The 25,593-nt window shown below is 45.2% G+C and carries 26 protein-coding genes and 1 pseudogene; 16 read left to right on the top strand and 11 right to left on the bottom strand.

Features of this window, described 5'->3' with window-relative positions; all coding sequences use genetic code 11:
* The first annotated feature begins 5 nt into the window (after nucleotides 1-5).
* Nucleotides 6-203 (top strand): helix-turn-helix transcriptional regulator, encoded by a 198-nt coding sequence (locus tag LU290_RS04895; protein ID WP_277809423.1) that lies wholly within the window; start codon nucleotides 6-8, stop codon nucleotides 201-203.
* A gap of 132 nt (nucleotides 204-335) precedes the next feature.
* A complete protein-coding gene (locus LU290_RS04890; protein WP_277809422.1) occupies nucleotides 336-1,745 on the top strand; it encodes a GTPase/DUF3482 domain-containing protein in 1,410 nt (469 codons plus the stop codon).
* 5 nt (nucleotides 1,746-1,750) lie between these two features.
* Here the strand turns inward: LU290_RS04890 and LU290_RS04885 are convergent, their stop codons facing one another.
* From LU290_RS04885 to LU290_RS04870, 4 genes are all read right to left on the bottom strand, one after another.
* Nucleotides 1,751-3,040 carry an ABC1 kinase family protein gene (locus LU290_RS04885; protein ID WP_277809421.1) on the bottom strand — a complete coding sequence of 430 codons (1,290 nt, stop codon included), beginning with the start codon at nucleotides 3,038-3,040 and terminating at the stop codon, nucleotides 1,751-1,753.
* A gap of 131 nt (nucleotides 3,041-3,171) precedes the next feature.
* Nucleotides 3,172-3,921: a HesA/MoeB/ThiF family protein gene (locus tag LU290_RS04880; RefSeq protein WP_277809420.1), complete on the bottom strand. Its 750-nt coding sequence runs from the start codon at nucleotides 3,919-3,921 to the stop codon at nucleotides 3,172-3,174.
* Nucleotides 3,918-4,769, bottom strand: a complete 852-nt coding sequence (prmC, locus tag LU290_RS04875) for a peptide chain release factor N(5)-glutamine methyltransferase (protein ID WP_277809419.1) — start codon at nucleotides 4,767-4,769, stop codon at nucleotides 3,918-3,920. The genes LU290_RS04880 and prmC overlap by 4 nt, the downstream gene beginning before the upstream one ends.
* Complete coding sequence (locus tag LU290_RS04870; protein ID WP_277809418.1) at nucleotides 4,762-6,594, bottom strand: AmpG family muropeptide MFS transporter; 1,833 nt, start codon at nucleotides 6,592-6,594, stop codon at nucleotides 4,762-4,764. Before LU290_RS04870 ends, prmC begins: the two co-directional genes overlap by 8 nt.
* 273 nt (nucleotides 6,595-6,867) lie before the next feature.
* On the opposite strand from LU290_RS04870, the gene LU290_RS04865 reads away from it, so the two are divergent.
* Nucleotides 6,868-7,809 carry a LysR substrate-binding domain-containing protein gene (locus tag LU290_RS04865; protein WP_277809417.1) on the top strand — a complete coding sequence of 314 codons (942 nt, stop codon included), beginning with the start codon at nucleotides 6,868-6,870 and terminating at the stop codon, nucleotides 7,807-7,809.
* Nucleotides 7,810-7,869: 60 nt separating this feature from the next.
* On the opposite strand, the gene LU290_RS04860 is transcribed toward LU290_RS04865, so the two are convergent.
* On the bottom strand, nucleotides 7,870-8,475 hold the full coding sequence (locus LU290_RS04860; protein WP_277809416.1) for an MORN repeat-containing protein: 606 nt from the start codon (nucleotides 8,473-8,475) through the stop codon (nucleotides 7,870-7,872).
* Nucleotides 8,476-8,628: 153 nt separating this feature from the next.
* Nucleotides 8,629-9,252, bottom strand: a complete 624-nt coding sequence (locus LU290_RS04855) for an FxsA family protein (RefSeq protein WP_277809415.1) — start codon at nucleotides 9,250-9,252, stop codon at nucleotides 8,629-8,631.
* A 138-nt stretch (nucleotides 9,253-9,390) separates the two neighbouring features.
* Between LU290_RS04855 and ruvC the strand changes: the two genes are divergently transcribed.
* Nucleotides 9,391-9,975, top strand: a complete 585-nt coding sequence (ruvC, locus tag LU290_RS04850; RefSeq protein WP_277809414.1) for a crossover junction endodeoxyribonuclease RuvC — start codon at nucleotides 9,391-9,393, stop codon at nucleotides 9,973-9,975.
* 95 nt (nucleotides 9,976-10,070) lie between these two features.
* On the opposite strand, the gene LU290_RS04845 is transcribed toward ruvC, so the two are convergent.
* Nucleotides 10,071-10,913: an META domain-containing protein gene (locus LU290_RS04845; protein WP_277809413.1), complete on the bottom strand. Its 843-nt coding sequence runs from the start codon at nucleotides 10,911-10,913 to the stop codon at nucleotides 10,071-10,073.
* A 400-nt stretch (nucleotides 10,914-11,313) separates the two neighbouring features.
* On the opposite strand from LU290_RS04845, the gene LU290_RS04840 reads away from it, so the two are divergent.
* A complete protein-coding gene (locus LU290_RS04840) occupies nucleotides 11,314-11,973 on the top strand; it encodes a TerD family protein (RefSeq protein ID WP_277809412.1) in 660 nt (219 codons plus the stop codon).
* Between the two features lie 67 nt (nucleotides 11,974-12,040).
* Here LU290_RS04840 and LU290_RS04835 read toward each other — a convergent pair whose 3' ends face one another.
* From LU290_RS04835 to leuA, 4 genes are all read right to left on the bottom strand, one after another.
* On the bottom strand, nucleotides 12,041-13,570 hold the full coding sequence (locus LU290_RS04835; protein ID WP_277809411.1) for a helicase HerA-like domain-containing protein: 1,530 nt from the start codon (nucleotides 13,568-13,570) through the stop codon (nucleotides 12,041-12,043).
* A gap of 188 nt (nucleotides 13,571-13,758) precedes the next feature.
* Nucleotides 13,759-14,106, bottom strand: coding sequence for a phosphoribosyltransferase (locus LU290_RS04830; protein ID WP_277809410.1), 348 nt, complete (start codon nucleotides 14,104-14,106; stop codon nucleotides 13,759-13,761).
* Between the two features lie 23 nt (nucleotides 14,107-14,129).
* Entirely contained in the window at nucleotides 14,130-14,483 is a 354-nt protein-coding gene (locus tag LU290_RS04825) for a hypothetical protein (RefSeq protein WP_277809409.1), read from the bottom strand.
* Nucleotides 14,484-14,616: 133 nt separating this feature from the next.
* Nucleotides 14,617-16,359 (bottom strand): 2-isopropylmalate synthase, encoded by a 1,743-nt coding sequence (leuA, locus tag LU290_RS04820; protein ID WP_277809408.1) that lies wholly within the window; start codon nucleotides 16,357-16,359, stop codon nucleotides 14,617-14,619.
* 167 nt (nucleotides 16,360-16,526) lie between these two features.
* Here leuA and LU290_RS04815 point away from each other — a divergent pair, with 167 nt between their 5' ends.
* The 11 genes and pseudogenes from LU290_RS04815 (at nucleotide 16,527) to LU290_RS04765 (ending at nucleotide 25,592) form a co-directional block, all read left to right on the top strand.
* Nucleotides 16,527-16,997 carry an Lrp/AsnC family transcriptional regulator gene (locus LU290_RS04815; RefSeq protein ID WP_277809560.1) on the top strand — a complete coding sequence of 157 codons (471 nt, stop codon included), beginning with the start codon at nucleotides 16,527-16,529 and terminating at the stop codon, nucleotides 16,995-16,997.
* An 86-nt stretch (nucleotides 16,998-17,083) separates the two neighbouring features.
* Nucleotides 17,084-17,839 (top strand): annotated as a pseudogene (locus LU290_RS04810) (glycosyltransferase family 2 protein); the annotation flags it as partial.
* Nucleotides 17,840-17,856: 17 nt separating this feature from the next.
* Nucleotides 17,857-18,663 carry a glycosyltransferase family 25 protein gene (locus LU290_RS04805; RefSeq protein ID WP_277809407.1) on the top strand — a complete coding sequence of 269 codons (807 nt, stop codon included), beginning with the start codon at nucleotides 17,857-17,859 and terminating at the stop codon, nucleotides 18,661-18,663.
* Nucleotides 18,664-18,673: 10 nt separating this feature from the next.
* Entirely contained in the window at nucleotides 18,674-19,462 is a 789-nt protein-coding gene (locus tag LU290_RS04800; protein ID WP_277809406.1) for a glycosyltransferase, read from the top strand.
* Nucleotides 19,463-19,465: 3 nt separating this feature from the next.
* Complete coding sequence (locus tag LU290_RS04795; protein WP_277809405.1) at nucleotides 19,466-20,248, top strand: glycosyltransferase family 25 protein; 783 nt, start codon at nucleotides 19,466-19,468, stop codon at nucleotides 20,246-20,248.
* Complete coding sequence (rfbB, locus tag LU290_RS04790; RefSeq protein ID WP_277809404.1) at nucleotides 20,249-21,316, top strand: dTDP-glucose 4,6-dehydratase; 1,068 nt, start codon at nucleotides 20,249-20,251, stop codon at nucleotides 21,314-21,316. It abuts the gene before it with no gap.
* A 14-nt stretch (nucleotides 21,317-21,330) separates the two neighbouring features.
* Nucleotides 21,331-22,200, top strand: a complete 870-nt coding sequence (gene rfbA / locus LU290_RS04785) for a glucose-1-phosphate thymidylyltransferase RfbA (protein ID WP_277809403.1) — start codon at nucleotides 21,331-21,333, stop codon at nucleotides 22,198-22,200.
* Entirely contained in the window at nucleotides 22,197-23,054 is an 858-nt protein-coding gene (locus tag LU290_RS04780; protein WP_277809402.1) for a WxcM-like domain-containing protein, read from the top strand. The genes rfbA and LU290_RS04780 overlap by 4 nt, the downstream gene beginning before the upstream one ends.
* Nucleotides 23,051-24,169: a DegT/DnrJ/EryC1/StrS family aminotransferase gene (locus tag LU290_RS04775; protein ID WP_277809401.1), complete on the top strand. Its 1,119-nt coding sequence runs from the start codon at nucleotides 23,051-23,053 to the stop codon at nucleotides 24,167-24,169. The genes LU290_RS04780 and LU290_RS04775 overlap by 4 nt, the downstream gene beginning before the upstream one ends.
* The gene (locus LU290_RS04770; protein WP_277809400.1) at nucleotides 24,159-24,758 is read left to right on the top strand and encodes an acyltransferase; all 600 of its coding nucleotides are present in this window, start codon (nucleotides 24,159-24,161) and stop codon (nucleotides 24,756-24,758) included. The genes LU290_RS04775 and LU290_RS04770 overlap by 11 nt, the downstream gene beginning before the upstream one ends.
* Complete coding sequence (locus LU290_RS04765; protein ID WP_277809399.1) at nucleotides 24,759-25,592, top strand: glycosyltransferase; 834 nt, start codon at nucleotides 24,759-24,761, stop codon at nucleotides 25,590-25,592.
* Nucleotide 25,593: the final 1 nt, after the last annotated feature.

Here is a 25,593-nt window from a genome sequence, read left to right as displayed (position 1 = left end):
AGATTATGAAAAAGTATTTAACATCTAATGAAGTTTGTGAAATCTTTGGCATCAGCAAAATGACCCTGCACCGCTGGGAAAAGCATTATCCACATGGCGAGCCATTCCCAAAGCATGTGCTTGGCGGTGGCATGGGCGGCGGCATCAAACGCTACTTAACCCAAGAAGTCCACGAATGGGAGCTAAAACACACCAACAAATAAAGCCCAGAAATGGGCTTTTTTTTCGTCCATCAAAAAGCTATAATGCAACACAATGACTCATTTAAAAACACAGCAGCCCACCATTTTGTGTACATAATGGTGTACATAATTTAAAATAAAGAAAAAATCTCAATGAATAAATCAAGTAAAAACAAATACTTAGTTACAATATCGGTTATTGGACATACCAATGTCGGCAAAACCTCACTCATGCGCACCTTATTGAGAGACGCAGAATTTGGCGAGGTTAAAAATGAATCTGCCACCACGCGTCATGTCGCAGCTGTCAATATTCTTGATAAGCACGGCAAGGTTTTGATTGGTCTGCACGACACGCCCGGTCTTGAAGATGCCACAGGGGTGATGGATTTTTTGCAGGATCATACTGACGGGCGTGCTGATGGTGTCGAGCGTTTGCAGGTTTTTTTGCAGGCGGTGGCGTCGTCCGACCCACGCCTAAGTGAGGATTTTAGTCAAGAGGCGAAAGTAATTCGCAGTCTCATCGCTGCGGACATCGCCATGTATGTGATCGACGCCAGAGAGCCTGTATTGTCCAAATATAAAGATGAGCTTGCGGTCTTGGCAAGCAGTGGTACGCCTGTTCTGCCAGTGTTCAACTTCATTAAAGGCAACGAAGAGAATATGGCAACATGGCGTGAGATGCTGTCTCGGCGTGCTTTGCATGTGACGCACGCTTTTGACACTGTCGCTTTTGATTTTGAAGGTGAGATGGCGCTTTGGCAAAATCTTGCGACGCTTAGCATGGATCATCAAAGTCTAATCACTTTACGCCATGAACGCCAAGAGACATGGCAGGACATGGCGGAGGTAGGTACCGCCATCATCGCTGATTTTTTGGTGAATGTGGCAAGTTTTAGTAAGAAAATCGAGGAAAACGAAGACCCCGCCCCAACTTTAAGCGCCATGCAGACCGCCGTCAGACAATCTGAGGACATCATGCAAAGCAAGCTTTTACACTTGTATCAGTTTTATCATGCGCACATTGACGACGATGAGGTGAGTATCCTTGGCAAAGAGCAAGATTTGTTTGATGGTGAGCTACTGACTCGCTATGGCATTCGTACCGCAGGAGGCAGTGTGACTGGCATGGTGATTGGCGCAGGCATCGACATGGCGACGCTTGGGGCAAGTCTTGGGCTTGGCACAGCGCTGGGCGGCGTGCTTGGCGGTCTTTTGCCAAACACAAGTACCATCCGTGATAAGGCGATGGGCGTACAGACACTCACCATTGATGACGCCACTTTGACTTTGCTTGCCACACGAGCGCAGCACCTGCACCACACCTTGCGCCACCGTGGGCATGCAAGCCTGCACGCCATCAAGTCTGACGCTACCGACACCGCCCTACCGTGGCAAACTGGCAAACTGCCTAACGCTCTCAAAAAAGCTCGTGCCCGTCCGCATTATTCTAGTCTTGAGGGGCGCTATGAAGACAATATGTCGCTTCGCCAAGAGCTAAGCGACAGACTGAGCGTCCTGCTGCTCGACCATTTGCAAACCAAACTGGCAAATCCTACATAAAACACCTAGCCCACCATCTTTAATCGCTCGCCTTCAAACAGCTCCATCTCTGGGGCGAGCGTCACCATAAAGCGGTCAAAATACAGCAGCTGCTTTAATAACAGCGCAAAATCCCTAGGAAAATGAATGCCATGCCGCTTGCCAATCTCAGAAAGTTCAAGCATCATGGCATTTAGGCTCTCAGGCTGACTGTCTTTGCCAACCTTACCAAGCATGCGGTGCAAATCCTCACCCAGCCGATCAATACTCACTTTATCATGCGTCATACCGATCTCAACCATCGCTTTTGCCATGCCTTGATAATCATTGACCTGCAAGCTTTGCACCAAAGCAAAACACGCCTGCAAGCTCTTTGGCTCAATCTGCCCCACCAAACCAAAATCCAGGAAAGCAATGCGCCCATCATCAAGCATCATGAGATTTCCTGCGTGCAAATCGGCATGAAACTCACCTGTCATCATCAACGACAAAAACCAAGTGTCAAGCACATCACTCATCGTCTGGCGTGCCGATGCCTCGTCTTTGGCAAGCCCCAGCGTCTCATCGATGAGCGACTTACCCACCAAAAGATCCATCGTCAGCACACGCTTGGTGGTCAGCGCTTGATGCACGGTGGGTGCGGTGATTTTGGTATTGCCCGTTTGTTTTAAAAAGCCCAAAAACCGCTCGATGTGACGACTTTCCGCCAAAAAATCGGTCTCCATCATCATGCGTGAGCGAATTTCATCTAAAATCGGTGCCAAATTCGCTGCCTTCATCGACGGCACCAGCTTTTCAGCCAACCAAAAGCCGCCATGCAGCACGCTAAGATCGGTATGAATGACCGTGCCGACATTGGGTTTTTGTACTTTTAATGCCACCTGCCTGCCGCCGATGAGTGTCGCTCGGTGTACCTGCGCAATGCTTGCCGATGCCAAAGGCTTGGGGTCAATGTGCTCAAAAATATCTCCAAGCCCCCGCTCCTGCCCCAGCTCCTCACGCAGCACTGCCAAAATTTCATTAAAAGGCACAGGCGTCGTCGCATCCAAACAATCTTGGAATGCAAGAACATAGTCTTTGGGAAATATAGACGGTGTACTTGCAATAAACTGCCCAAGCTTGATGTAAGTCACCCCCATCTGCTCAAACGACTCTTTTAAAAGTTCGGCATCCATTTTTTCGCCAGTCGCTACCCGAAGTGCTGACAGACCTGCCACAGAAGCGGTCTTTTGAATGCGCCCCAGCACATTTAGGCTTGTGCTGACAGACTTCTTTGCGATGGCAAAAGGCGATTTTCTTGTTGGTTTTTTTAGCATGGTTGTTGGTCGTTTTGTTGGTTTTGTTGGTTTTTTAAGTCTTAGAAAGATGATTTTAGGTCTTGGCGGCAAAGCTTGGCTAAGATTAGTGTTTAATTGACAACTCTTTGAATGATTAAAATTTCAAAGGCTCACCCAGAACAGGCTGCGCACAGCTCATCTTGGGCAAATTGAACATTACGCAGAGTCATCGTCCGACCCTGCCACAGCACAAGCTTGCCTGCAATGGGATTGCGCCCCCTTCCCAAAAAGTCAAGCGCCACCTGAGCCGCCATCGAGCCAATCACAGACACCGTACTTGCCAGTACGCCTGATGTCGCACAGGTCTGCTCATCGCCACCCTCCTCACCAAACAGACACTGATAGCAGCCTGTTTCTTTGGTGAATAACGCGATTTGCCCCACTTCACCGATTGCCGAATTGGACAACAATGGCACGCCCAATGCTCGGCATGATTTATTTAATAAATCACGAACAGAAAAATTATCAGTACAATCAATCACAAGATCAGGCGATACTTGCGTCAAAAGCTTTGGCAAATTCTCAGCAGTTAGCTTGGTCTCAGTGTGGTCAATGGCGATGAGCTCATTATGCTCACGCAATCTTTTGTGGGCGGTTTTGACTTTTGATTTGCCGACATCTGCCTCAAAAAATAGCGTCTGCCGCTGTAAATTACTCTCATCAATGACATCAAAATCCACCAAATGCAGTCTGCCAACCCCTGCTCGTGCCAAGATTTGCGACACAGGGCAACCCAAGCCACCCAAGCCAACGATGAGCGCCGTGCTGTTTTTTAGGCGAATCTGCGCCTCCAAATCCCAATCATCCAGCAAAATCTGCCGAGAATAACGCAAAAGCTCCTTGTCTGTCAAAGCGCTCATCTACTCACACCTCGCACACCCACCGTCAGTCTGTCATTGCCGCCATAGTCTTGGATGGTCTTGATGTCATCATAGCCATATTTATCAAAAATTTGCCGCACGCTCATACCCTGATCATACCCATGCTCCACCGCGAGCAGACCGTCTTTATTCAAAAATCGCTGCGCCTGACTGGCAATGATTTCAATGTCATAAAGCCCATCGTCCTTAGCCACCAGTGCCGTGATCGGCTCTGCCACAAGCGTCGCCAAATGCTCATCATCTTGGGCGATGTAGGGTGGATTTGAGACGATGACATCAAATGCACCCTCAATATTTTCAAACCAATCCGAGCGCGCAAACTGGCAATGATTCGCCGACAAACGCTTGGCATTATCATTGGCGACTTTTAACGCCTCGTCAGAAAAATCCACCGCCAGCACCTGCCAAGATGGCAGCTCCTTGGCAAGCGTGATGGCAATACAGCCAGAACCCGTCCCCAAATCCAAAATATAGCCAGCATCAAGCGGGCTTTTGGCTGCCCAGTCAAGCACCACCTCAATGAGTCGCTCCGTGTCTGGTCTTGGGATTAAGGTATGTTCATTAACCGCAAAAATTCGACCAAAAAACGCCTGCTCGCCAGTCAGATACGCCAAAGGCACGCCCTGCCTCATCTTGGCAATCCCTTCATCAAACAGCTGTCTTTGCTTTGGTGTGAGCACATGATCATCATGCGTGATCAAAAAACTTGACGGCTGATCAAGGACATGGCACAGCCAACCTTGCCACCAGTGACGGGGCAGGGAGTCGCTGCGATATAGGGCTTTGATGTCAGATAAAGTCAAAATCAGCTGTTCCGTTTTAGTCATTTTTTAGGGCAAATTTGCCATCACCTAGGTCAATGTATTTGCCCACCAAATACACCAAAAACAGCACTGGCACGCCCATCAAACAAGTAATCATAAAGAAAGTCGGATAGCTGGTCGCCTCAACGATGCTACCAGAATAACCACCCAAAATCTTTGGCGACAAAGTCATTAAAGACGAAAATAGCGCATACTGCACCGCCGTAAAGCGAATGGAAGTCAGCACCGACAAGAACGCCACAAATACCGCACTCGCCAGACCACCTGCCAAATTATCTGCGATGACCGCCACATACAGCATGCCTGCCGTCGGGCTATTAAATAGCAAAACAAACAGTAAATTGGTCGCTGCCGCCAAGACCGCCCCCACCATCATGGCAACGATGATGCGCATTTTTTGGGCAATAAAACCACCCAAAAAACCACCCAAAATACTCATCGTCAAACCCACAAGCTTACTGGCATCGGCGATCTGCACCTTTGTGAATCCTAAGTCTTGATAAAAGATATTGGCAATGTTGCCCGCCACGATGTCAGAAATGCGGTACACGCCGATGAGTGCCAAGATGAGTGCAGCTTTTTTGCCATAAGTTCTAAAAAAGTCTAAAATCGGCTCGATCCAGTTGCGCACGGCGACTTGTTTTTTGACCAAGCCCAGTTTCACCAGCACGCCTGCCGTCATCGCCGCCATCATTGCACTGCCGATAAAGCGGACGCTTTCAAGTGCAAAGCCAACCAAATTAGAATGCTCTGTACCGCCAATCAACACCTCGCCAAGCGCACGGAAAGCAAACACAAACGCCACCATCGACAGCACAAACATCAGCAAAAGACGCAGATTGTCTCTGCCATCTTGGCGCATCGTTTGGGCGTCATGGCGGCTTAGCACAGACAGCGGCTTGATCTTGGGTTGATTGAGCAGCAAGAAAATCAGCACCAAAGGTGCAGGCACAAGCACCGCCATGCCATACATGCCTGCGACATGCGCCACCGACTCTGTGATGGCAAATGGGCTGTTCACCATTTCAAGAATACGCACCGAAATCTGATCAAGCAGATACCACACGCCGTATATCGCCATCGGAATGAGCGCCAGCGCCGCATAAATACCCATGACTTTATCATTGAGCCATTGTTTTTTTGGTGTGAGCATCTGGCTGTTTGGCTCACTGGCACTTAGGGTGGTAAGCACGCCCACACCCATCACCAAAGCCATCACCAGATAAGTATTTTTCCATGCGCCGTACTGATACGCCTCCTCGGACGAACCAAAATAAGTCGCCAAGTACAAAGCGCCTGCACCTGAGATGATGAGACCAAGTCGATAGCCAAAGACATAAAGCGCAGAAAATGCCGTCTGCATGGACTTAGGCACGATCTCAATGCGATAAGCATCAATGACGATGTCCTGCGATGCCGACGAAAACGCCAAAAGCACGGTAAACAGCGCCATCATTTCAAGCGAGCTCATTTGGCTTGCCATAGGGCTTGTAAACGCCATCAATACGATCGCTGCGATCACACAGCACTGCATGAGCAAAAGCCAGCTGCGGCGCTTGCCCAGATAATCTTGTAAAAACGGTATGGACAAGCTGTCCACCAAAGGCGCCCACAGAAACTTAAAAGAATAAGCCAAGCCCGCCCAAGCAAACATCGTCACGGTGCTTTTGTCAATTTGCGCCTCTCGAAGCCAAATCCCCAATGTCGAAAACACCAAAAAATACGGCAGACCTGCCGAAAAGCCAAGCATGAGCATGACCAGAGCATTTTTGGTGAGATAAGTTTCTTTAAAAACCGACCAAGACGATGAGTGTGCTGTGTTCGCCATAACAATCCAAATGACAACTAAAATACAAGCGGTATCAAACCACAAAATACAAATAAATGCACAATATTAGAACAAATTTGCTTTTTTTGCAAAACATTCTCAAATTTTTTTGCGCATCCCCCCTTTTTAGTCACAAATGGCAGACAGATTTTGCTATGATATGCAAATATGGAATATATTTTTACTGTTTTTGCTTATCTGTTTTTGGGATTAGGCTTTTATAATGCAAGCAAAACAAACCACCCATCGGCAGTTTAATATACGGAAATCTTTATGGCAATCGACATCGTCATCAATCAGCGACACTTACAAATCCAACTCAAACAGCTTGAAACTGTCTGGCACACTGTGGTCAATGGCTACAACCTAAGCCAAGCCGCCACTCTACTCCACACCAGCCAGTCTAGCCTTTCAAAACAAATCGCCGCCCTAGAAAATCAGCTTAAATCCGATGTTTTCACCCGTCAAGGCAAGCGCTTAACAGGTCTGACACCGATTGGTAAGGCGCTGCTGCCGCACATTGAAGCGATTTTTGCTGAGATTCGCACCATCGAAAACCTAAGTCTTGATTTTAATAATGCCCAAGCAGGGACGCTCACGGTCGCCACCACACACACCCAAGCCCGCTATGTCTTGCCAAGCATTGTCAAGGCGTTTCGTGAAAAATTTTCCAAGGTCAATCTGGTGCTCCAACAAGCCGACCCTGAGACCATCGCTCAGATGGTGATTCGTGGACAGGCGGACATTGGCATTGCCACCGAGTCGCTTTTGAATAATGACATTCTGCGCTGTCATCGCTACTACGACTGGTCGCATGTGGTCATCGTGCCAAAAGATCATGAGCTGGCGAGTCTGGCAGGCGTGACAGATGGCGTGGATTTGCCAACTTTGGCAAGCTATCCCATCATCACCTATCATGGCGGCTTTACAGGGCGTGGGGCGATGGACGAAGCCTTTGCCAAAGAAGGCTTGACGCCTGACATCGTGCTTGCCGCACTCGACTCAGATGTCATCAGCACCTATGTTTCATCAGGCTTAGGCATTGGCATCATCGCCGAAATGGCATACGAACCAAAGCACTACCCCGATCTGGTCGCCATTCCGATCACGCATTTTGGGCGGTTTACCAGCTGGATCGCCGTGCGTGATGACAGCGAGATTCGCAAATTTGGGCATGAATTCATCAAGCTATGTCAAGAGCAGTTTGCTAGCTAGCCTTGTTTTGATGATACTTGCAATCAATCCGTCTAAATGGCGGATTGATTGTGGCACGCATCAGTGGCACAGATCATGCGCATCTTTACCGCAGATGGCGACAAGACCGCCTTCTTCATAGATGGCGTCTGCCACCAAATAACTGCCACGCCGAGTCACACCCGCAACATGCTTTGACAAAAAGTCATCTCCGTAGTCGCGTCTGGTGCCTAAGTTGTGGATATTGCTATAATAAGTACCCCTGCCATGTCGTTTGCCATCTTGCATCGCACCGACATACACATCGCCCTGCCACATCCCAGTAAATACAATCTCAGCAAAGCCATCCACCTTGTCATCTTTCCAAGACCCTGTATGAACGACGCCATCTCGCCGCACATACTGACCCACGCCATGAATGCGCCCTGCTTGATACTCACCCACATACCTGTCTGTGGGCTTGCCATGCAAGTACCATTGTAGCACGCCGTAGCCGTCTGCCAAGCCATTGACGCAGCCGCCCGACCATGAGACAGACTCTCCGTCTTTGGGTAATGGATTGTTAATGACACAGCCTTCATGCGTCTTCATAATGCTGACAAAACCTTCGGGCAGCACGCTTACATCCTTTGCAACAGCCAAATCGCATAAGACCATCATGGCGATGGCAATCATTGATTTTTTCATGATATTTCCTGATGACTTTTTAAATAAACGACATTCTTTACCAAACCCATATCTTAACCAATCCTCCAAGCACTTACAATAAAAATCCGCCCAAGTGGACGGATTTTATCAAAATTTACTTCATGGTGAGATGAAACACGACATCAAAAGTCATCATTCATCATTGGCAGATTTAAGTCGCTTGACATTTTTTTGCACAGATCTTGCCTCACCATCGACAGTCGTGCCACCAAAGCCGCCTTGACCAAAACCACCCTTGCCAAAGCCACCAAAGCCGCCGCCTTGACCGAAAGGATTGCCCTGACCAAAAGGATTGTTCGGATTGACGGTGCCGCCCATGCCAAAGGGGCTTTGACCGCCCATTTGTCGAGACATCATTTGTAGGACTTTGTCTTGATTTTTTAGGGCGTAATTTTTGGCGGCGCCAGTCAGCTTTCTTTGTACAAATGGCAAAAGCAAAATCAAGCCACCCACATCAGACAACAGCCCCGGCAACAAAAATAAAATGCCCGCAATGCCAGTCGCCACCGACCCTGCAACCGTCGCCTCAGCAGGCTGATTGGCAGGGTTTGGAATGACGCCATTTTGCATCTGTTTGAGCTGCTGCGCCATCGGATTTAGTGTGCTGGCGGCTTTTTTGATGAGCATGATGCCGATAACGGCAGCGATGATGAACCAAAAAAACACCCACCAACCACTCACAAACTGCGCCACCAAATACCAAACCATCATCTCAATGATGAACCAAACCAAAGCAATGCCAACGACTGCACCCATAAAGTTTCCTTATCCTATCTAAAATCAATAAAAATCAATGAATTGCTAAACTGCTCACAAATGAGCTATACTATCAGATTATTTAGGCGCTTGGCAAGTTTTTCAAGCGTAAATCTGATTTTTAGGCGGTAATCTTTCATGTCACTCATCATCGGTATCGACCCCGGCTCACGCATGACCGGCTACGGCATCATCAGCTCTCATGCAGACAAGCTGACTTTCCTAGACGCAGGGACGATTCGCACCGACAGCAGCGACATGCCAACTCGCATTGCTCAGATTTTCTCTGGCGTCTGCCGCATTGTTCAGCATTATCAAAAATACAGCGACGAGCCCATGCACGCCGCCATCGAACAGGTATTTATGGCAACCAACCCAGACTCAGCGCTCAAACTTGGGCAGGCTCGTGGCGCTGCCATCGCCGCCTTGACCGCCATGAATCTAAGCGTGTCAGAATACACCGCTCGCCAAATCAAGCAAGCGGTCTGTGGCTATGGCGCCGCCGACAAAGAGCAGGTCTCGGCGATGGTCTGTCGCATTTTATTACTGGATGTCGTGCCGCAGGCGGATGCCGCAGACGGTTTGGCGTGTGCCATCTGTCATGCGCATTCTAGCCACTCGATGCACAAGCTGCTCGGCAATGCCGCACTGTCAGGACGCAGCACTTCCAAGAAAAAAGGACGCTGGCGGCTGTCAGAAGAAGACTTATTAAAGCTTCGCTAATATCGGTTATTTTTGGACTTATCTTTTGGATTTTCGTAAAACCCAGCACCCATCACTGACTCTCATCATTTCAACACTCATCGTTTAAATGCCCATCATTTAATGATGCTAGACTCCACCGTCTCATCATACACATAAATGGGCTGGTCGGGATTGGTGGTATCTTGATAAGCTTTGAGACGCACGATACTGCGCATGTTGGTGTGGTGCGTGTAATTTTTGATGTCACCTTCAAAGTTTTGCCATGCCCCTTTGCCCTCTTGGATGCCATCATCATTGTAACGGATGTGGCGAATTTTTAGACAATGCGCACTGGTATCATCTGCGCAGATGGCAGGCTCAGGGTCGATTTCCCAATACACCATCACAGGCTTTGAGATTTTTTCAGGCTTTTTTGTGCCGTACCATCGCAGAGTGTGCGCCTTATCCTGAGACTTGACTGTCTGTATTAAGGTCGCCGTGGTGCGATCCTCACTGACCGTCAAAGACAGCTTTGACGATGACAAAGCCTTTGTCAATGCCGCCTCAGCTTGGTGGCGCTCAGGCTCACAGGCACGGCGTGTGGCAGACAGCCGAGATGAATCCAGCGAAATACTCTCTTGATTTAAGGCAAATTCGCCCGTATGCACATTGCACCCAGCATCAAAGCTTAGCTTATCACCCTTAAAATCAAGCCTGACCGCCCCAACAAACGACGACAACGCCCCGTTCGCCTCCGCCAGTCGCCACTCGTACTCAGACAGCTTGTCAGCACTTACCAAGACCGCCTGCTCTCGCTTGTCGGCAAGGCTCACCGTGTCACTGGCAGAATGACAGCCCGCCAAAAAAATCGCCAAACAGGCAACAAGGCTAGACGGTGAGAATTTGAAAAATTTGGCGGTTGCTTTCATGGCGTTGGCTCGTATTGGCACTTTGGGTGGGTTGGTGGTGCTTGGCATCTGTCAATGCTTTGTGTTTGCTTATGGCTTAACTGTTTTTTAAAATTGTTTTAAATTAAAACGATTTAAAATTTAAATTAAAACGATTTAAAAACAGCCGACCGTCAGCATTCGTCCGTCATTGGCGTTATTCTATATTCTATGAAAAGTTAAATTTTGGCGTAATATATCACATCTTGGCAAGGCGTTATGTTAGGATTTGTTGCTTAATGAAGATATTTGATAGTTTTTTGTAATTGATGGTTTTGTCACTGGTGTTTCTGATGGTTGTTTTGATGATTTTTGATGCGTAGGCGTAACGAATTGTACAAATTGTTTTAAGTCTTTGAAAAACTGACGCATTGTTGGGATTTTTTAACAAAAATTTGCTACAATGGTGAAAATTTTTAAGGAATTTCTCATGAGTCAGTCAGCGACAGATCAGCCATTAAAGACTTTTTTTGAACCAAAAACCCTAAGCGAGCTTGGCATTACAGGGCATATCCTGCTGCCTGCCGTGCGTTATGAGCACACCGCCTTGCCAAAAACAGGACTTGCCAAATGGCTGTCGCATTTGCCAAAAATAAGCAAAGCGCCCATTGCCATGGACATCGATGTCGGCTGTGTCTTGATGAGTCAGACGGGCAAGATATTGCAAAGCGTGCATTATGGTAACATTCGCACTGATGATGGCAGCGTGCGTCATGGCGGTGATGGGCTGCTCGGGGCGTCTGATTTTGAAGAAAAATTCATCAATCAAGAGCAGATTCAGCTGCATCTTAATAAAATCGACCAAGAAGTGCATCATCTTTTCATCATCATCGCCAACCACCACAAGCAGCCCCTACCTAAGGCCAATAAAGGCTTGGGCGTACTTCGGGACAATGAAGGCGCTTTGGTGCACGAATTTGAATTGGCATCATTGGACGATGGCGTGCAGGCGCTCGTGGCATGGCATCTACAAAGAGATGATGGCGACTGGCGAGTAAGCGCCCCACTCAAAAGCATCAAGCACGCCGACATGACCGACCTTATTGACAATGCCGAAGAGCTTTTATCTGCCAAAAATACTCGCTGGTAGTCATTTCAAAGCGTCCACAAAGTATCTGCCAAGCCAGTAACGGCAGATACTTTGCCTATGGATTTGACTACTTAAACAAATTTTTAATCACGCCCATCAGTCCACGCTCCACCGCCTTGACCGCTTGGCGATTCAGCTGGCTGCCAATGGCATCGGCGACATTATAGCTGGCGCTTTGACCGCTTTTTTTGCGAGAGCCAGTCAGACCACCGATAAAGCCGTCCAACGCTCCCAGCTCATCATTTTGTTTGGTATTTGTCTTATTTTCTTCGCCGGCAGACGCATTCTCTTGTTTGGCTTGCTCAGCCTGAGCTGATGCTTGGGCTTGTTCATTGAGTGTCTCATAAGCAGAATGAGCATCTACCATGTCTTTATAATGTAGATACAATGTGTCGTTTAAATAGCTTGCGGCTCGCTCTGTGTCGCTAAGCGGTGTCAGGTGAGATGATGGCGGCATGACATAGGCACGCTCCACCACGCTTGGCATGCCTTTTTCGTCCAAAAATGACACCAGTGCCTCGCCCACGCCCAGCTCGCTGATGACCGCTGCGACATTCAGATTGGGATTGCTTCTAAAAGTATCCGCCGCCGCTTTGACCGCTTTTTGGTCTTTTGGGGTGAAGGCTCTCAGGGCGTGCTGAATGCGATTGCCCAGCTGACCTAAGATGCTTTCGGGCAAATCCAGCGGATTTTGGGTAACAAAATACACGCCCACGCCTTTTGAACGAATCAGTCGCACCACCTGCTCAACCTGCTCAATCAGCGCCTTGGACGAATTGTCAAACAACAAATGCGCCTCGTCAAAAAACAGCACAAATTTGGGCTTGTCAAGGTCGCCCACCTCTGGGAAAGTCTCAAACACTTCCGCCAAAAACCACAATAAAAACGCACTGTACAGACGGGGCGAACGCATGAGTTTTTCAGAATTTAGGACATTGATCACGCCATGACCGTCGTCGGTTTGCACCCAGTCCTCCAAATTCAAAGCAGGCTCACCAAAAAAAGTCTCCGCCCCTTCGCTTTCTAATTGTAGCAGCTGACGAGAAATCGGCCCCACACTGGCAGATGAAATGTTGCCGTATTGGGTGCGGTATTCTTTGGCATTGTCCGAGATATGGGTCAGCATGGCACGCAAATCTTTTAAATCCAAAATACGCCAGCCGTGATCGTCCGCCACCTTAAAGACGATGTTCAATAGCCCCTCTTGCGTGTCATTCAGATTCATCAAACGAGCCAGCAACATCGCTCCCATTTGACTGACCGTAACACGCACAGGAATGCCCGCCTGCCCAAACACATCCCAAAAACGCACAGGAAAATCGGACAAATAGCTCTCATCAAGCCCAAACTGAGCCATACGCTCAGCGACTTTGCCCGTGTGTTCGCCTCGCTTGGCAATGCCTGACAAGTCGCCTTTGACATCTGCCAAAAACACAGGCACACCAGCACGGCTAAATTCCTCCGCCATTTTGCGAAGTGAAATGGTCTTACCTGTACCTGTCGCCCCTGCGATCAGACCGTGGCGGTTCGCCATTTTACCATTCAATACTTGATCGCTATGAGTATCAATGCTTTTTGCCAAGGTCAATTGAGTCATGAATTATCCTTTGATGAAAGTCGTGGTTAATGTCATCACATTTTATCACAAGCCATCAAAAAATCGGCATGAGCATTATCGCCACGCCGATTTTTTAATATTTTTTTGCTACAAAGTTTATCAATCACTATTGGCTTGTCAAGGTCTGCACTCGCTTGGCACGATGAGCAAAATACCCCTTGCCATGCTCATAAGCCTCCCGAAGGTCTTGTCTTAATGAGCGTATCTCGGACGGTGTCAATGCCATGCCGATGGATTTGTTTTGCAAGGTATCTTGCTTCTGATTCTGTAAATTTTGAGAAGTCATAACCAAATTCCTCTTGCCACCATTGTTCAATCTGCCTACCTGCTTGTTTGCGTAACTGCCCAAGCGTAGCTCTAGTAATGGGTAGTTTAGCAGAATTTGACCTGCCATTCAAGGTGCTTGCCAATACCACATTACCGCCATAATTTTCAATATACGCTCGCAAATCTGCCAGCGTACCGCCTTGCGTAATCACATCATCAACAATGACATAATGGCGATTTTCTTCCACTTTACCATCAAAACCAACACGCTTTAACAGCCTACCAACGCCATCAGAATCGTACGATAAGCTCTCTCAGCTTCTACGATATTCAAATCCATTGACACGCCCAAAATTTCAGATAATGCCAGTGCATACACCATTAAAATCTTATTTCTCCCCAGCATTTCTTCGGCATGTACAGGCAAAATATGAATGTCTGAATAACCAATAATTACCTTTTGGATCTTTGCAACAAACTCATCAGACAAGAATTCATCAACCAGTATCAATGCTGAATTAATGTCGCCTGATTTAGCTTTTAGATATTCATGATGCATTGTAATTGTATTGTCAGTATGAGCAATCATTGCATTTGGAAAAGCACCCCAGTCAGTACGACTCATAAACACACCTCATGCTTAAAACCAAAATTCCTCAATGGTTTGGCAGACTTACCACCAAAACAAATCCTCATACTTTTTAACCAACCAAAAAAAGCGAAGCACCACGCCCTCGCTTTTTGATAAATACCGACAATCACCACGCCTGCGACAGTGCCGACAACACCGCTTTTAGCATGGACGATACCGTGCTGTTGCACACGCCAATCCCAGAATACACTTTGCCTGCCACATTAAGCTGTACATAAGACGCCGCCGCAGAGTGTGTCTGATTGTCGCCCAGCTCATCATCCAACACGCTCACGGTCGCTTTGGTGTTGATGGCGTGTTCAGAGTAATTGGTGACATGGATTTCTTTGCCAGTCACTTTCACCAAGCCATCAATGAACGCACTTAACGCCCCATTGCCCTGACCGATGATTTCTAGCACTTCATCAGTGGTGGCGACTTGCCCTTGGAATGACACTTCCCCGCCTTTATTATTGATTTGATAATCACTGAGCTTAAAGGTCTCTTGGGTCAAGAAAGTGCGAGTGAAGATGTCAAGGAGTTCCTCAGTTTTTAGCTCACGAGCCAAAGTCTCCGCCTCGTTTTGCACCACTTTGGCAAAGTCAATTTGCGTCCAGCGTGGCAAATCAAAGCCATAATGTCTTTGTAGAATATACGCCGCCCCGCCCTTACCAGACTGACTATTGATACGCACCACATCTTGATAGCTACGCCCAATATGCACAGGGTCAATCGGCAAATACGCCACATCCCAGTGTTTTTCGGTTTCTGGGTGCTTTTCATTATAGTCAAGTGATTTTTTAATCGCATCTTGGTGCGAGCCTGAGAACGCAGTAAATACAAGCTCGCCCACATAGGCATGGCGTGGGTGCACTGGCAAATTGGTGCATTCGGTCGCCACTTGCACAATCTCGCTCACTTGCGACAAATCCAGCTCAGGGTCAATGCCTTGCGTATAAAGGTTCATCGCCATGGTCAAAATGTCCATGTTGCCCGTACGCTCGCCATTGCCCAAAAGCGTGCCTTCCACACGGTCAGCCCCTGCCATCACACCAAGCTCACTTGCCGCCACGCCACAGCCACGGTCGTTGTGCGTGTGTAGGCTGATGATGACATCTTTACGACTTGGCAAATGACGGCAGAAATACTCAATCTGGTCGGCGTACAGATTTGGCGTGCTTGCCTCTACGGTGGCAGGCAGATTTAAAATCACCTTTTGACCATCCTCGGGTCGCCACACATCGCACACCGCTTGGCAGACTTCTACGGCAAAATCGGTCTCAGTCTGGCTAAAACTCTCAGGGCTGTATTGGAAAGTCCAATCGGTGTCAGGATAGCGTTTGGCAATGTCTCGTAGCAAGGTCGCCCCATTGACCGCAATCGCTTTAATGCCGTCTTTGTCAAGCTGATACACCTTATCTCGCTGTACTTTTGAAGTACTGTTATAGACATGAACAATGGCTTTTTTGGCACCTTTCAAGCTCTCAAAAGTACGCTCAATCAAATGCTCACGAGCCTGCACCAATACCTGCAAAGTCACATCATCAGGCACATGACCACCTTCAATCAAAAGGCGTGTGAAGTCAAACTCCACTTGGGCGGCAGACGGAAAACCGATTTCAATTTCCTTAAAGCCCACTGCCACAAGCAATTTAAAAAACTTCAACTTTTGCTCAATGGTCATCGGGTCAATCAAGGCTTGGTTGCCATCACGCAAATCCACGCTCGCCCAGATTGGGGCTTTTTCAATGCGTTTGTCGCACCAAGTACGGTCTGGAATGTGCGGTGCAAATTCAAAAGGACGGTACTTGGTAAAGTCGAAGGCTGGATTTTTTGGGGTGATTTTTGGAGAAACGGCTGGCTGACTCATGGCTTTTCCTATAAATTTTCCTAAGAAATTTGATGGTGTTTTTATGGTAGTTATCATAACAAATTTTTTGAGCAATTTTAACCATATTTCATATTAATTTTTTAAAATTTTGGCAAAAATCACCAAATTTATGGTAAAATTTGGCAAATTTCACTCAAATTCCACGCATGAACACGCCAACACCCACCCTAGACCCCACCGACAAAAAACTGCTCGCCCATCTCATCACCAACGCCCAAGCCAGCATCAGCGAACTTGCCGATGTGGTCAATCTGTCTGCCACACCGACCGCAAGACGCATCAAACGGCTTGAAGAGCTGGGCATCATCACAGGCTATCACGCCCACACCAGCCCTGCCAAATTGGGCTACACGCTGTCAGTCTTTGTGGCGGTGAGCATGGATAAGCATACTGCCGAGCGGTTTGGCGAATTTGAAAACAAAATCCGTGAATTTGACGAAGTGGTGTCGTGCAGTCTGGTGACAGGACGCACAGAAGACTACCTACTCAAAGTCATGGTCAAAGACATGGCTCATTATGAAGAATTTTTGCTCCATCGCTTGAGTAAAATTGAAGGGGTCAGTCAACTTCATACCAGTTTTGAATTAAGGGAAGTGTTTCGTAGGGGTGTGGTGTAAGCCCAAGCTGACAAAATGCAAAAATATATCATTTAATGCTTAAATTTTGCTCAGATAATGAGTATAATAAGCAAAAATTTCATCCAATGACTGCCATGCAAAAACGCCCCCACTCCCTATCTGTCGTCATGATCGTAAAAAACGAAGCGCATAATCTGGCAATCTCTCTGCCTGCTTTGGACGGCTTGGCAGATGAAATCATTATTTTGGACAGTGGCAGCGCCGATGACAGCCGTTCGGTTGCCCAAGCATATGGGGCAAAATGGTTTGTCAATACCGACTGGCAAGGCTTTGGCAAGCAGCGACAAATTGCCCAATCTTATGCCACAGGCGATTGGATTTTGGCATTGGACGCTGATGAAGAAATCACGCCAGAGTTAAAACAAAGCATTTTAAAAGTCATTCAGAACAAACCTGAACACACTGTTTATGGTTTAAAACGCCTAGATTTTATTTTTGGTCATCAGATTGACAATCCCTATTGGGGCGTGAAATCCTACTGGCGACTGTTCCCAAAATCTTATCAGTTTAACGACCTACAAGTCCATGAATCTTTGGACATCACAGGGGCGAAAACGGTGAGCTTAGCGGGTTTTTTGAATCATCACACCGCCCCTGATGCTCAGTTTTTATTATCAAAACGCCTACAATACGCCGAAATCTGGGCGAACGAAAAACACCAAAAAGGCAAAAAAACCAGCTTATTTGCCATCATCGCCAATCCGCTTTGGCAGTTTATGCGTCAGTATGTGTTTGATGGGCGTTTTTTGCAAGGCAAGCACGGTTTCGTTTATTCGTTAATTTTTTGTCAATACACTTTTAATAAATACTTGCTACTTTGGCAAAAAGGTCGAGCAAAATGAAAATTTATATCATCAATTTGGAACAATCCACAGACAGACTTGCCTTGCAGCACAAACAATTTGCCAGACTCAATCTGTCATTTGAACGCTTACCTGCCGTGTCCGTCACCAACATCTCCAAAGAGTTTTATCTTACAAATATTTGGCACGGTCAGCGATTGATGAAACAAACCGAAATGGCGTGTTTTTTAAGCCATAAAAAGGCGTGGGAGCTGGTCGTCCATCATGACGAGCCTTGCGTCATTCTAGAAGATGATGCCCTACTTACGCATGACTTTGCCGAACTATTGCAAGACATCGAACGCCAAAATCTCAATGAAACCGTTGATTTCATCAATCTTGAAGTACAGCCCAGAAAAAAAATCGTCAGTAAAGCACCGATCGCCAGCCTTTTAAACCAAGAATACCGCTTATATCAATTATTCTTGGAAAAAAACGGCACAGGTGGCTACATCATTTATCCAAGCGGTGCAAAAAAACTGCTTAACAAAGCAAAAACCACCCTTGCTTTGGCGGATGCTTTTATTTATAGCTGCCCTGATTTAAAAACCACCCAAATTGAGCCTGCCGCACTTCTACAAGATGTCATCTGCCCTGCCTACGACATTCCTGTAGAAACGCCGCCGCACTCAATCATCGGTGCCATCAAAAACACCATCGACTTTCAGCCCACGCTTAGGCATAAGCTTGCCTTTAAGAAAAACCGCATTTTCACCCAAATAAAACTTGGCATCAAAACCATCAAAGCACTTCTACTGGGAGAAAAAAGAGAAATCCTGGTAAATAGGGATAAATTTTTATAGGAAATTCATCATGAATGAGCAATTACCAAGCATTAATGCCCTATGGATTGGCGGCAGTCTAGGGAAAATTTCATCAGCTTGCCTAACTTCCTTTTTAAAGCACGGACACCAAGTCAATCTGTACGCTTATGACGAGATGGCTGACTTGCCCCAAGGGATCAATGTGCTTGATGCCAATCAAATCTTGGGCAAATCCAAAATTTTTAGACATCACAAAAGGGGCAGCTATGCACCGTTTTCCGATGTTTTTCGCTATAATATGCTAAAACAAATCAGCAATGGCATTTATGTGGATTGCGATGTGTACTGCCTAAAACCTATGACACTCCCAGATCATGGCTATCTGCTCGGCTACGAAAACCCCAGTATCATCAGCAATGCCGTTCTTGCCCTGCCCCAAGATAGCGAGTTACTTGACATCTTGATTCATCTGACCAGCCAGCCTTATTTTACCCCCGAATGGTATTCAGGCTATGATAAGCTTAGACTGAAAATCAAACGCCTATTTGGTCATGCTAACACCTTAGGAAAGATGGGCTGGGGAGTGACAGGTCCGAGTGCCGTCACGCACTATGTCAATAAATTACAACTCAACCATCTGGTGCAGCCCGTAGATGTCCTATACCCCATTCAACATCACGAAACGGGCAAACTGCTAGACCCAAATATCGACATCAAGGACGCCATCACCAATCAAAGTGTTTGCGTGCATCTGTACAATGAAACCATCAGACATTTGAATTTGGATGAAATCTCTCCAGATTGCATTTTGGCAAAAATGCTGGATAATCAGGTATAAATCATGAAAAATATCGTCATCAGTCTTGCCACCGCCCATGACAGACGCACGCACATTTGCCAAGAATTTGGTAAACAAGGCATTGATTTTGAGTTTTTTGATGCGGTTAGTTTTGCCGACATTGATGCGGTATGCGACCGTTTGGGATTTGATAACATCAAACAAACCCACCACCTTGCCAATGGCGAAAAAGGCTGTTTTTTAAGCCATCTTTCACTGTGGCAAAAACTGCTTGATGATGACATAGAGTGGCTTGCCATCTTTGAAGATGATGTGCATTTGGGCGAAAATGCCCATCTGTTTTTAAATCGTTCCGACTGGCTAAGCGGTGCGTTTGGCTTGGTTAAGATTGAGCATTTTTATCCAAAACTACATCTGGGCAAGGCGATCGCAAGCCATCACGGTAGAGAGGTTTATCCTTTATTAAGCGCCAATCTTGGCACGGCAGGCTATGTCATTCACAAAAATACAGCCCATCATTTATTAAAAATTCTTAAAAATATCTCTGCCGATGACATCATTGCCATCGATCATTTTATGTTTGCTCAGATGATTGAAAATCAATCAATATTCATCGCCCAGCTCAGCCCAGCACTATGCATTCAAAGCGATAGGCTTGACCCAAACACCGCTTTGGTAAGCGACATCAATGCCGAACGCCGAGCCAGAATGGACAGCGAAAAACAAAAACGCACCCTGTTGCAAAAAGTGAAGCGAGAGTTTGGGCGAGTGTTTAAACAAATCAATCAAGATAAAGATTCAAAACAGATGGTGGAGTTTAGATAAGTGAATATCCTAATTACTGGCGGCGCTGGTTTTATCGGCTCAGCCGTTATCCGTCACATCATTACTCAAACAACCGACAATGTATTGAATGTAGATAAATTAACCTATGCAGGCAATTTAGAGTCTTTGGTCAGTGTAAGTGGCAGCTCACGTTACCAGTTTAGTCAAACCGATATCTGTGACAAAGAAGCACTTACCCACTTGTTCCAAACCTTTCGCCCAGACATTATTATGCACTTGGCAGCGGAAAGCCATGTGGATAGATCTATCGCAAGCTCGGCAGATTTTATTCAAACCAACATCATAGGCACCTATATGCTTCTAGAAGTTGCTCGCCAGTATTATGATAATTTAGACGAGAGGCAGAAGGCAACATTCAGATTTCACCATATCTCTACCGATGAAGTTTATGGTGATTTGCATGGCACGACAGATTTATTCACCGAGACCACCGCCTATACCCCAAGCTCACCCTACTCAGCAAGCAAAGCCAGCTCTGACCATTTAGTCAGAGCATGGGGGCGCACCTATGGCTTACCCGTGGTAATCACAAACTGCTCCAATAATTATGGATACTATCATTTTCCTGAAAAACTTATTCCGCTTATCATCTTAAATGCCCTAAACGGCAAACCTTTGCCAATCTATGGCGATGGCTTACAAATCCGTGATTGGTTGTTTGTAGAAGATCATGCCAGAGCGTTATATCTCGTGGCAACCCAAGCAGACAATGGAAAAACTTACAATATTGGCGGACATAACGAGCGGCGCAATATTGATGTAGTGCATGAAATATGTGAATTGTTAGAAGAGCTAGCCCCAAACAAACCAAACGGTGTAAAGCACTACAAAGACCTAATTACTCATGTCAAGGATCGTGCAGGGCACGATGTGCGCTACGCCATTGATGCCAGTAAAATTGAACGTGAACTAGGCTGGCGACCACAGGAAACCTTTAAAAGCGGGATACGCAAAACCGTAGAATGGTATTTAGCAAATCAAGAGTGGGTTAAAAATGTGCAAAGTGGCGAATATCGCCACTGGATCAACAAGCAGTACAAATCATAATAGGATTCTAGACAATGAAAGGCATTATTTTAGCAGGAGGCTCAGGCACTCGCTTGTACCCGATCACCAAAGGCGTATCCAAACAGCTTTTGCCGATTTATGACAAGCCAATGATTTACTACCCTTTATCTGTACTGATGCTTACTGGTATTCGTGATATTTTAATCATCACCACGCCAGATGACCAAGATGGTTTTATGCGACTACTCGGCGATGGTTCGGAGTTTGGCGTACATCTTAGTTATATTGCCCAGCCCAGCCCGGACGGTTTGGCACAAGCTTTTATTTTGGGCGAGAAATTTATTGATAAGGACAGGGTTTGCCTTGTGCTTGGCGACAATATTTTTTATGGTCAAGGGTTTACCCCAATGCTAAAAAACGCAGCAGCCAAATCCAAAGGAGCGACTGTATTTGGCTATCAAGTCAAAGACCCTGAGCGGTTTGGTGTGGTAGAATTTGACAACAACAATAAAGTGCTGTCTATTGAAGAAAAGCCCAAAAGTCCTAAATCACACTTTGCGGTGACAGGCTTATATTTTTATGACAATGATGTGATTGAGATTGCTAAACAAGTCAAACCTTCTGAACGTGGGGAATTGGAAATTACCAGCATCAATCAGGCTTATTTAAACCGTGGTGATTTGACAGTGGAACTTTTGGGGCGTGGTTTTGCGTGGCTTGACACAGGCACGCATGACAGTTTGCTAGAAGCAGGTCAATTTGTAGAAACATTGCAAAAGCGCCAAGGCTATAAAGTAGCTTGTTTGGAAGAAATTGCTTTTAATAACGGCTGGCTATCGTCTGATGAGCTCAGATCTATTGGGCAAAAAATGAGTAAAAACGAATATGGACAATACCTGCTTTCACTGGTGGATGATAAATGAGCTTAATTAAACTGATTGATTTTAAAAACTTGGGCGATGAGCGTGGTGGCTTGGTCGCCTTAGAGTCATACAAAAACATCCCTTTTGACATCAAACGAGTCTATTATATTTTTAGCACCAAGACCGATGTCGCTCGTGGATTTCATGCACATAAAGAACTGAATCAAGTTTTAATTTGTGTCAGCGGACAATGCTCAGTGCTGCTAGACAATGGCAAGCAAAAAGAGAGGATGACCTTAAACAAACCAAGCGAAGGGTTGATTGTAGAACCTGAAATTTGGCACGAGATGCACGATTTTTCAGAAGATTGCGTCTTATTGGTGTTGGCAAGTGATTATTATGACGAAGGTGATTATATTCGTAATTATGATGAATTTTTGGGATATGTTAACCGCCCTTTTATTCATCATTTAGCTGACGTACAATCAAAGAACATTGGACAAAAAACTCGAATTTGGCAATATGCGGTCATATTGCCAAATGCTCAAATTGGTGAAAACTGCAATATCTGTGCTCATACACTAATTGAAAACAATGTCAAAATTGGGAATAATACCACCATCAAATCAGGCGTTTTTATTTGGGATGGTGTACATATTGCCGAAAATGTATTTATCGGTCCAAATGTCAGCTTTACCAATGACAAACACCCGCGCTCCAAGCAATATCCAGAAAAATTTTTAAGCACAATTATTGAACAAGGAGCAAGTATTGGGGCAAACGCCACTTTATTACCGAATATTAAAGTCGGTAAAAATGCAATGGTTGGAGCGGGTGCAGTTGTTACCAAAGATGTGCCTGACAATGCTATTGTCGTTGGCAATCCTGCTTATATCAAAGGATATACAAAATGATTCCCTTTTTAGATTTAAAACAAATGAATGCCCAATACCGCCAAGAATTGATAGACGCTTGCACTCGTGTGATTGACTCTGGTTGGTATATTATGGGCAAAGAATTAACAAATTTTGAACAAAAATTCGCACACCTTTGTGGGGTAAAACATTGTATTGGCGTGGCAAACGGCTTGGATGCATTGATTTTAATTTTGAGAGCCTATAAAGAACTTGGTAAATTGCAAAAAGGCGATGAAATCATTGTGCCCGCCAATACTTATATTGCCAGCATTTTGGCGATTAGCGAAAACGACTTAACGCCTGTTTTGGTTGAGCCCGACCCACTCAGCTTTAATATTTGCCCAAGCAGTATCAAAAATGCCATTAGCGATAGAACAAAAGGCATTTTAGCGGTGCATTTGTATGGACAAATTGCTCCGATGCCTGAAATTATGCAGATTGCCAATATGCACAATTTACTAGTCATAGAAGATTCCGCCCAAGCTCACCTTGCCAGCATTGACAGCCAAAAAGCAGGGGCATGGGGTCATGCCTCAGGATTCAGTTTTTATCCTGGTAAAAATTTAGGAGCATTGGGCGATGCAGGAGTAATTACAACCGATGACGATGAATTGGCGACTTTGCTAAAAGCCTTGCGCAACTATGGTTCTCATCAAAAGTATAAAAACCTGATACAGGGGGTAAATAGCCGTCTTGATGAAATCCAAGCAGCAATGTTAAGCGCCAAATTAAATTACTTGATGCAAGAAACCATCCATCGTCAAACAATCGCTAATTACTATCTGGATAATATCAAAAATCCTTACATTCAGTTGCCGCAAAAACCGATTAAGGATGAACAACATGTCTGGCATTTATTTGTGATACGCACCCAGTACCGTGAGCAATTACAAGAATATCTAAGCAACCGAGGCATACAAACCTTAATTCACTATCCAATTGCTCCGCACAAACAGCAGGCATATGGTGAATTTAATCACTTATGCCTGCCAATTACAGAACAAATCCATAAAGAAGTGTTAAGCTTGCCAATTTCACCTGTGATGACGATGAGGGAAGTTCAAGAGGTAGTTGACGTTTGCAATCAATTTGGTATCCAAAATGCTCAATAAAAAAATCAAAAATAAGATTGCTCATAAGCTGATGAAATATTATCAAAAATGGCGAATTGCATTTTACAAAATCATTTCCAATAATAAACACTTAACTTTAAAAAATTGTCGACTTAATCAGCCTGTGCAATTTGTTGGTAATGGCAAAATAAAGCTTGATCATGTTGAATTTGGCGTATTTCCATCTCCAAAATTCCTCAGTACCTATGGATATATTGAAGCCAGAAATAATGATGATATCATCAGCATTAACTCAGGAACAATTTTTAATAATCAAGTAGAAATTATTGCAGACAAAGCAAATATTTACATTGGTAAAAATTGCTTAATCGGGCTAAATTTTACTGCGATAAATTCCGATTTTCACGGTTTAGCCATCCAAAACAGAACAAACAGCAATTATTTATCTGCTGATATTAAAATTGGAGATAATGTTTTTATTGGCAATAATGTAACAATTTTAAAAGGAGTGAGCATTGGTGATAATTGTGTCATAGCCAATGGATCTATTGTAACAAAATCAATGCCCGCCAATTCAATTATTGCAGGCGTACCAGCTCATTTTATTAGAGAAATTCCAGGAAGTTAAATGCAGCCCTTGTTAAGTATTATCATACCATGCTACAACCACGAACACTATGTTCAAGACTGCATTCATAGCATTATTGATCAAGATTATCAAAATATTGAGCTAATCATCATCGATGACGGCTCAAAAGATAATTCCGTGCAAAAAATTGAACAAATGAAACCGCTTTGCGAAGATAGATTTGTGCGTTTCAAATTCCATCACCGTCCAAACAAAGGACTGTGCGCTACATTAAATGAGGCTCTAACATGGTGTCAAGGAAAATATCTTAGCATTATCGCCTCTGACGATATGATGCTGCCAAAAAAATCTAGCATCCAAGTAGAATATCTGGAAGACAACCCTAAAATTACATCGGTTTCTGCAAATCTTGAATTTATCAATCACAACAACTCAATCACGGGACGCACCAATCAAATACAAAAAGAATATCATTTTGATGAAACCTTGATTCATAATCATCTATTCGCCCCCAGCCAAATGCATCATCTATCCGCAATAAAAAACATAGGTGGGTTTGATGAAAACATCATGATTGAAGATTGGTATCTATGGCTCAGACTATTAGATAACGATTATAGAGTAGTCTTTTTAGAAGATGTATTAGTACAGTATCGTAAGCACGATGATAATATGTCTGCTAATTTTACCAAAATGTTTCAAGCTGAACATCAAATTTTATCACTTTACAAAAATAAACCAACCTATAAGCAGGCACTATACAATCTTAAGAGAAAAGAGATAAAGCTGAATCGTGATAACGGTAGAAAAATACATTACTATCTATCGAAAATTGGCTTAATAATTAAGTACCATCTATTTAATAAGGCTTGAT

Origin of the sequence: Moraxella nasibovis, assembly GCF_029581575.1 — a bacterium.
Classification (GTDB): Bacteria; Pseudomonadota; Gammaproteobacteria; order Pseudomonadales; family Moraxellaceae; genus Moraxella; species Moraxella nasibovis.
The sequence above is the reverse complement of the archived record's forward strand: the minus strand, read 5'-3'. Positions and strand labels throughout refer to the sequence as shown.

What these genes read in the sequence shown, in the direction of transcription:
- LU290_RS04895 (WP_277809423.1), top strand. Translation starts at nt 6, where the DNA reads ATGAAAAAGTATTTAACATCTAATGAAGTTTGTGAAATCTTTGGCATC.
- LU290_RS04890 (WP_277809422.1), top strand. Translation starts at nt 336, where the DNA reads ATGAATAAATCAAGTAAAAACAAATACTTAGTTACAATATCGGTTATT.
- LU290_RS04885 (WP_277809421.1), bottom strand. Translation starts at nt 3,040, where the DNA reads ATGCTAAAAAAACCAACAAGAAAATCGCCTTTTGCCATCGCAAAGAAG.
- LU290_RS04880 (WP_277809420.1), bottom strand. Translation starts at nt 3,921, where the DNA reads ATGAGCGCTTTGACAGACAAGGAGCTTTTGCGTTATTCTCGGCAGATT.
- prmC (WP_277809419.1), bottom strand. Translation starts at nt 4,769, where the DNA reads ATGACTAAAACGGAACAGCTGATTTTGACTTTATCTGACATCAAAGCC.
- LU290_RS04870 (WP_277809418.1), bottom strand. Translation starts at nt 6,594, where the DNA reads ATGGCGAACACAGCACACTCATCGTCTTGGTCGGTTTTTAAAGAAACT.
- LU290_RS04865 (WP_277809417.1), top strand. Translation starts at nt 6,868, where the DNA reads ATGGCAATCGACATCGTCATCAATCAGCGACACTTACAAATCCAACTC.
- LU290_RS04860 (WP_277809416.1), bottom strand. Translation starts at nt 8,475, where the DNA reads ATGAAAAAATCAATGATTGCCATCGCCATGATGGTCTTATGCGATTTG.
- LU290_RS04855 (WP_277809415.1), bottom strand. Translation starts at nt 9,252, where the DNA reads ATGGGTGCAGTCGTTGGCATTGCTTTGGTTTGGTTCATCATTGAGATG.
- ruvC (WP_277809414.1), top strand. Translation starts at nt 9,391, where the DNA reads ATGTCACTCATCATCGGTATCGACCCCGGCTCACGCATGACCGGCTAC.
- LU290_RS04845 (WP_277809413.1), bottom strand. Translation starts at nt 10,913, where the DNA reads ATGCCAAGCACCACCAACCCACCCAAAGTGCCAATACGAGCCAACGCC.
- LU290_RS04840 (WP_277809412.1), top strand. Translation starts at nt 11,314, where the DNA reads ATGAGTCAGTCAGCGACAGATCAGCCATTAAAGACTTTTTTTGAACCA.
- LU290_RS04835 (WP_277809411.1), bottom strand. Translation starts at nt 13,570, where the DNA reads ATGACTCAATTGACCTTGGCAAAAAGCATTGATACTCATAGCGATCAA.
- LU290_RS04825 (WP_277809409.1), bottom strand. Translation starts at nt 14,483, where the DNA reads ATGAGTCGTACTGACTGGGGTGCTTTTCCAAATGCAATGATTGCTCAT.
- leuA (WP_277809408.1), bottom strand. Translation starts at nt 16,359, where the DNA reads ATGAGTCAGCCAGCCGTTTCTCCAAAAATCACCCCAAAAAATCCAGCC.
- LU290_RS04815 (WP_277809560.1), top strand. Translation starts at nt 16,527, where the DNA reads ATGAACACGCCAACACCCACCCTAGACCCCACCGACAAAAAACTGCTC.
- LU290_RS04805 (WP_277809407.1), top strand. Translation starts at nt 17,857, where the DNA reads ATGAAAATTTATATCATCAATTTGGAACAATCCACAGACAGACTTGCC.
- LU290_RS04800 (WP_277809406.1), top strand. Translation starts at nt 18,674, where the DNA reads ATGAATGAGCAATTACCAAGCATTAATGCCCTATGGATTGGCGGCAGT.
- LU290_RS04795 (WP_277809405.1), top strand. Translation starts at nt 19,466, where the DNA reads ATGAAAAATATCGTCATCAGTCTTGCCACCGCCCATGACAGACGCACG.
- rfbA (WP_277809403.1), top strand. Translation starts at nt 21,331, where the DNA reads ATGAAAGGCATTATTTTAGCAGGAGGCTCAGGCACTCGCTTGTACCCG.
- LU290_RS04780 (WP_277809402.1), top strand. Translation starts at nt 22,197, where the DNA reads ATGAGCTTAATTAAACTGATTGATTTTAAAAACTTGGGCGATGAGCGT.
- LU290_RS04775 (WP_277809401.1), top strand. Translation starts at nt 23,051, where the DNA reads ATGATTCCCTTTTTAGATTTAAAACAAATGAATGCCCAATACCGCCAA.
- LU290_RS04770 (WP_277809400.1), top strand. Translation starts at nt 24,159, where the DNA reads ATGCTCAATAAAAAAATCAAAAATAAGATTGCTCATAAGCTGATGAAA.
- LU290_RS04765 (WP_277809399.1), top strand. Translation starts at nt 24,759, where the DNA reads ATGCAGCCCTTGTTAAGTATTATCATACCATGCTACAACCACGAACAC.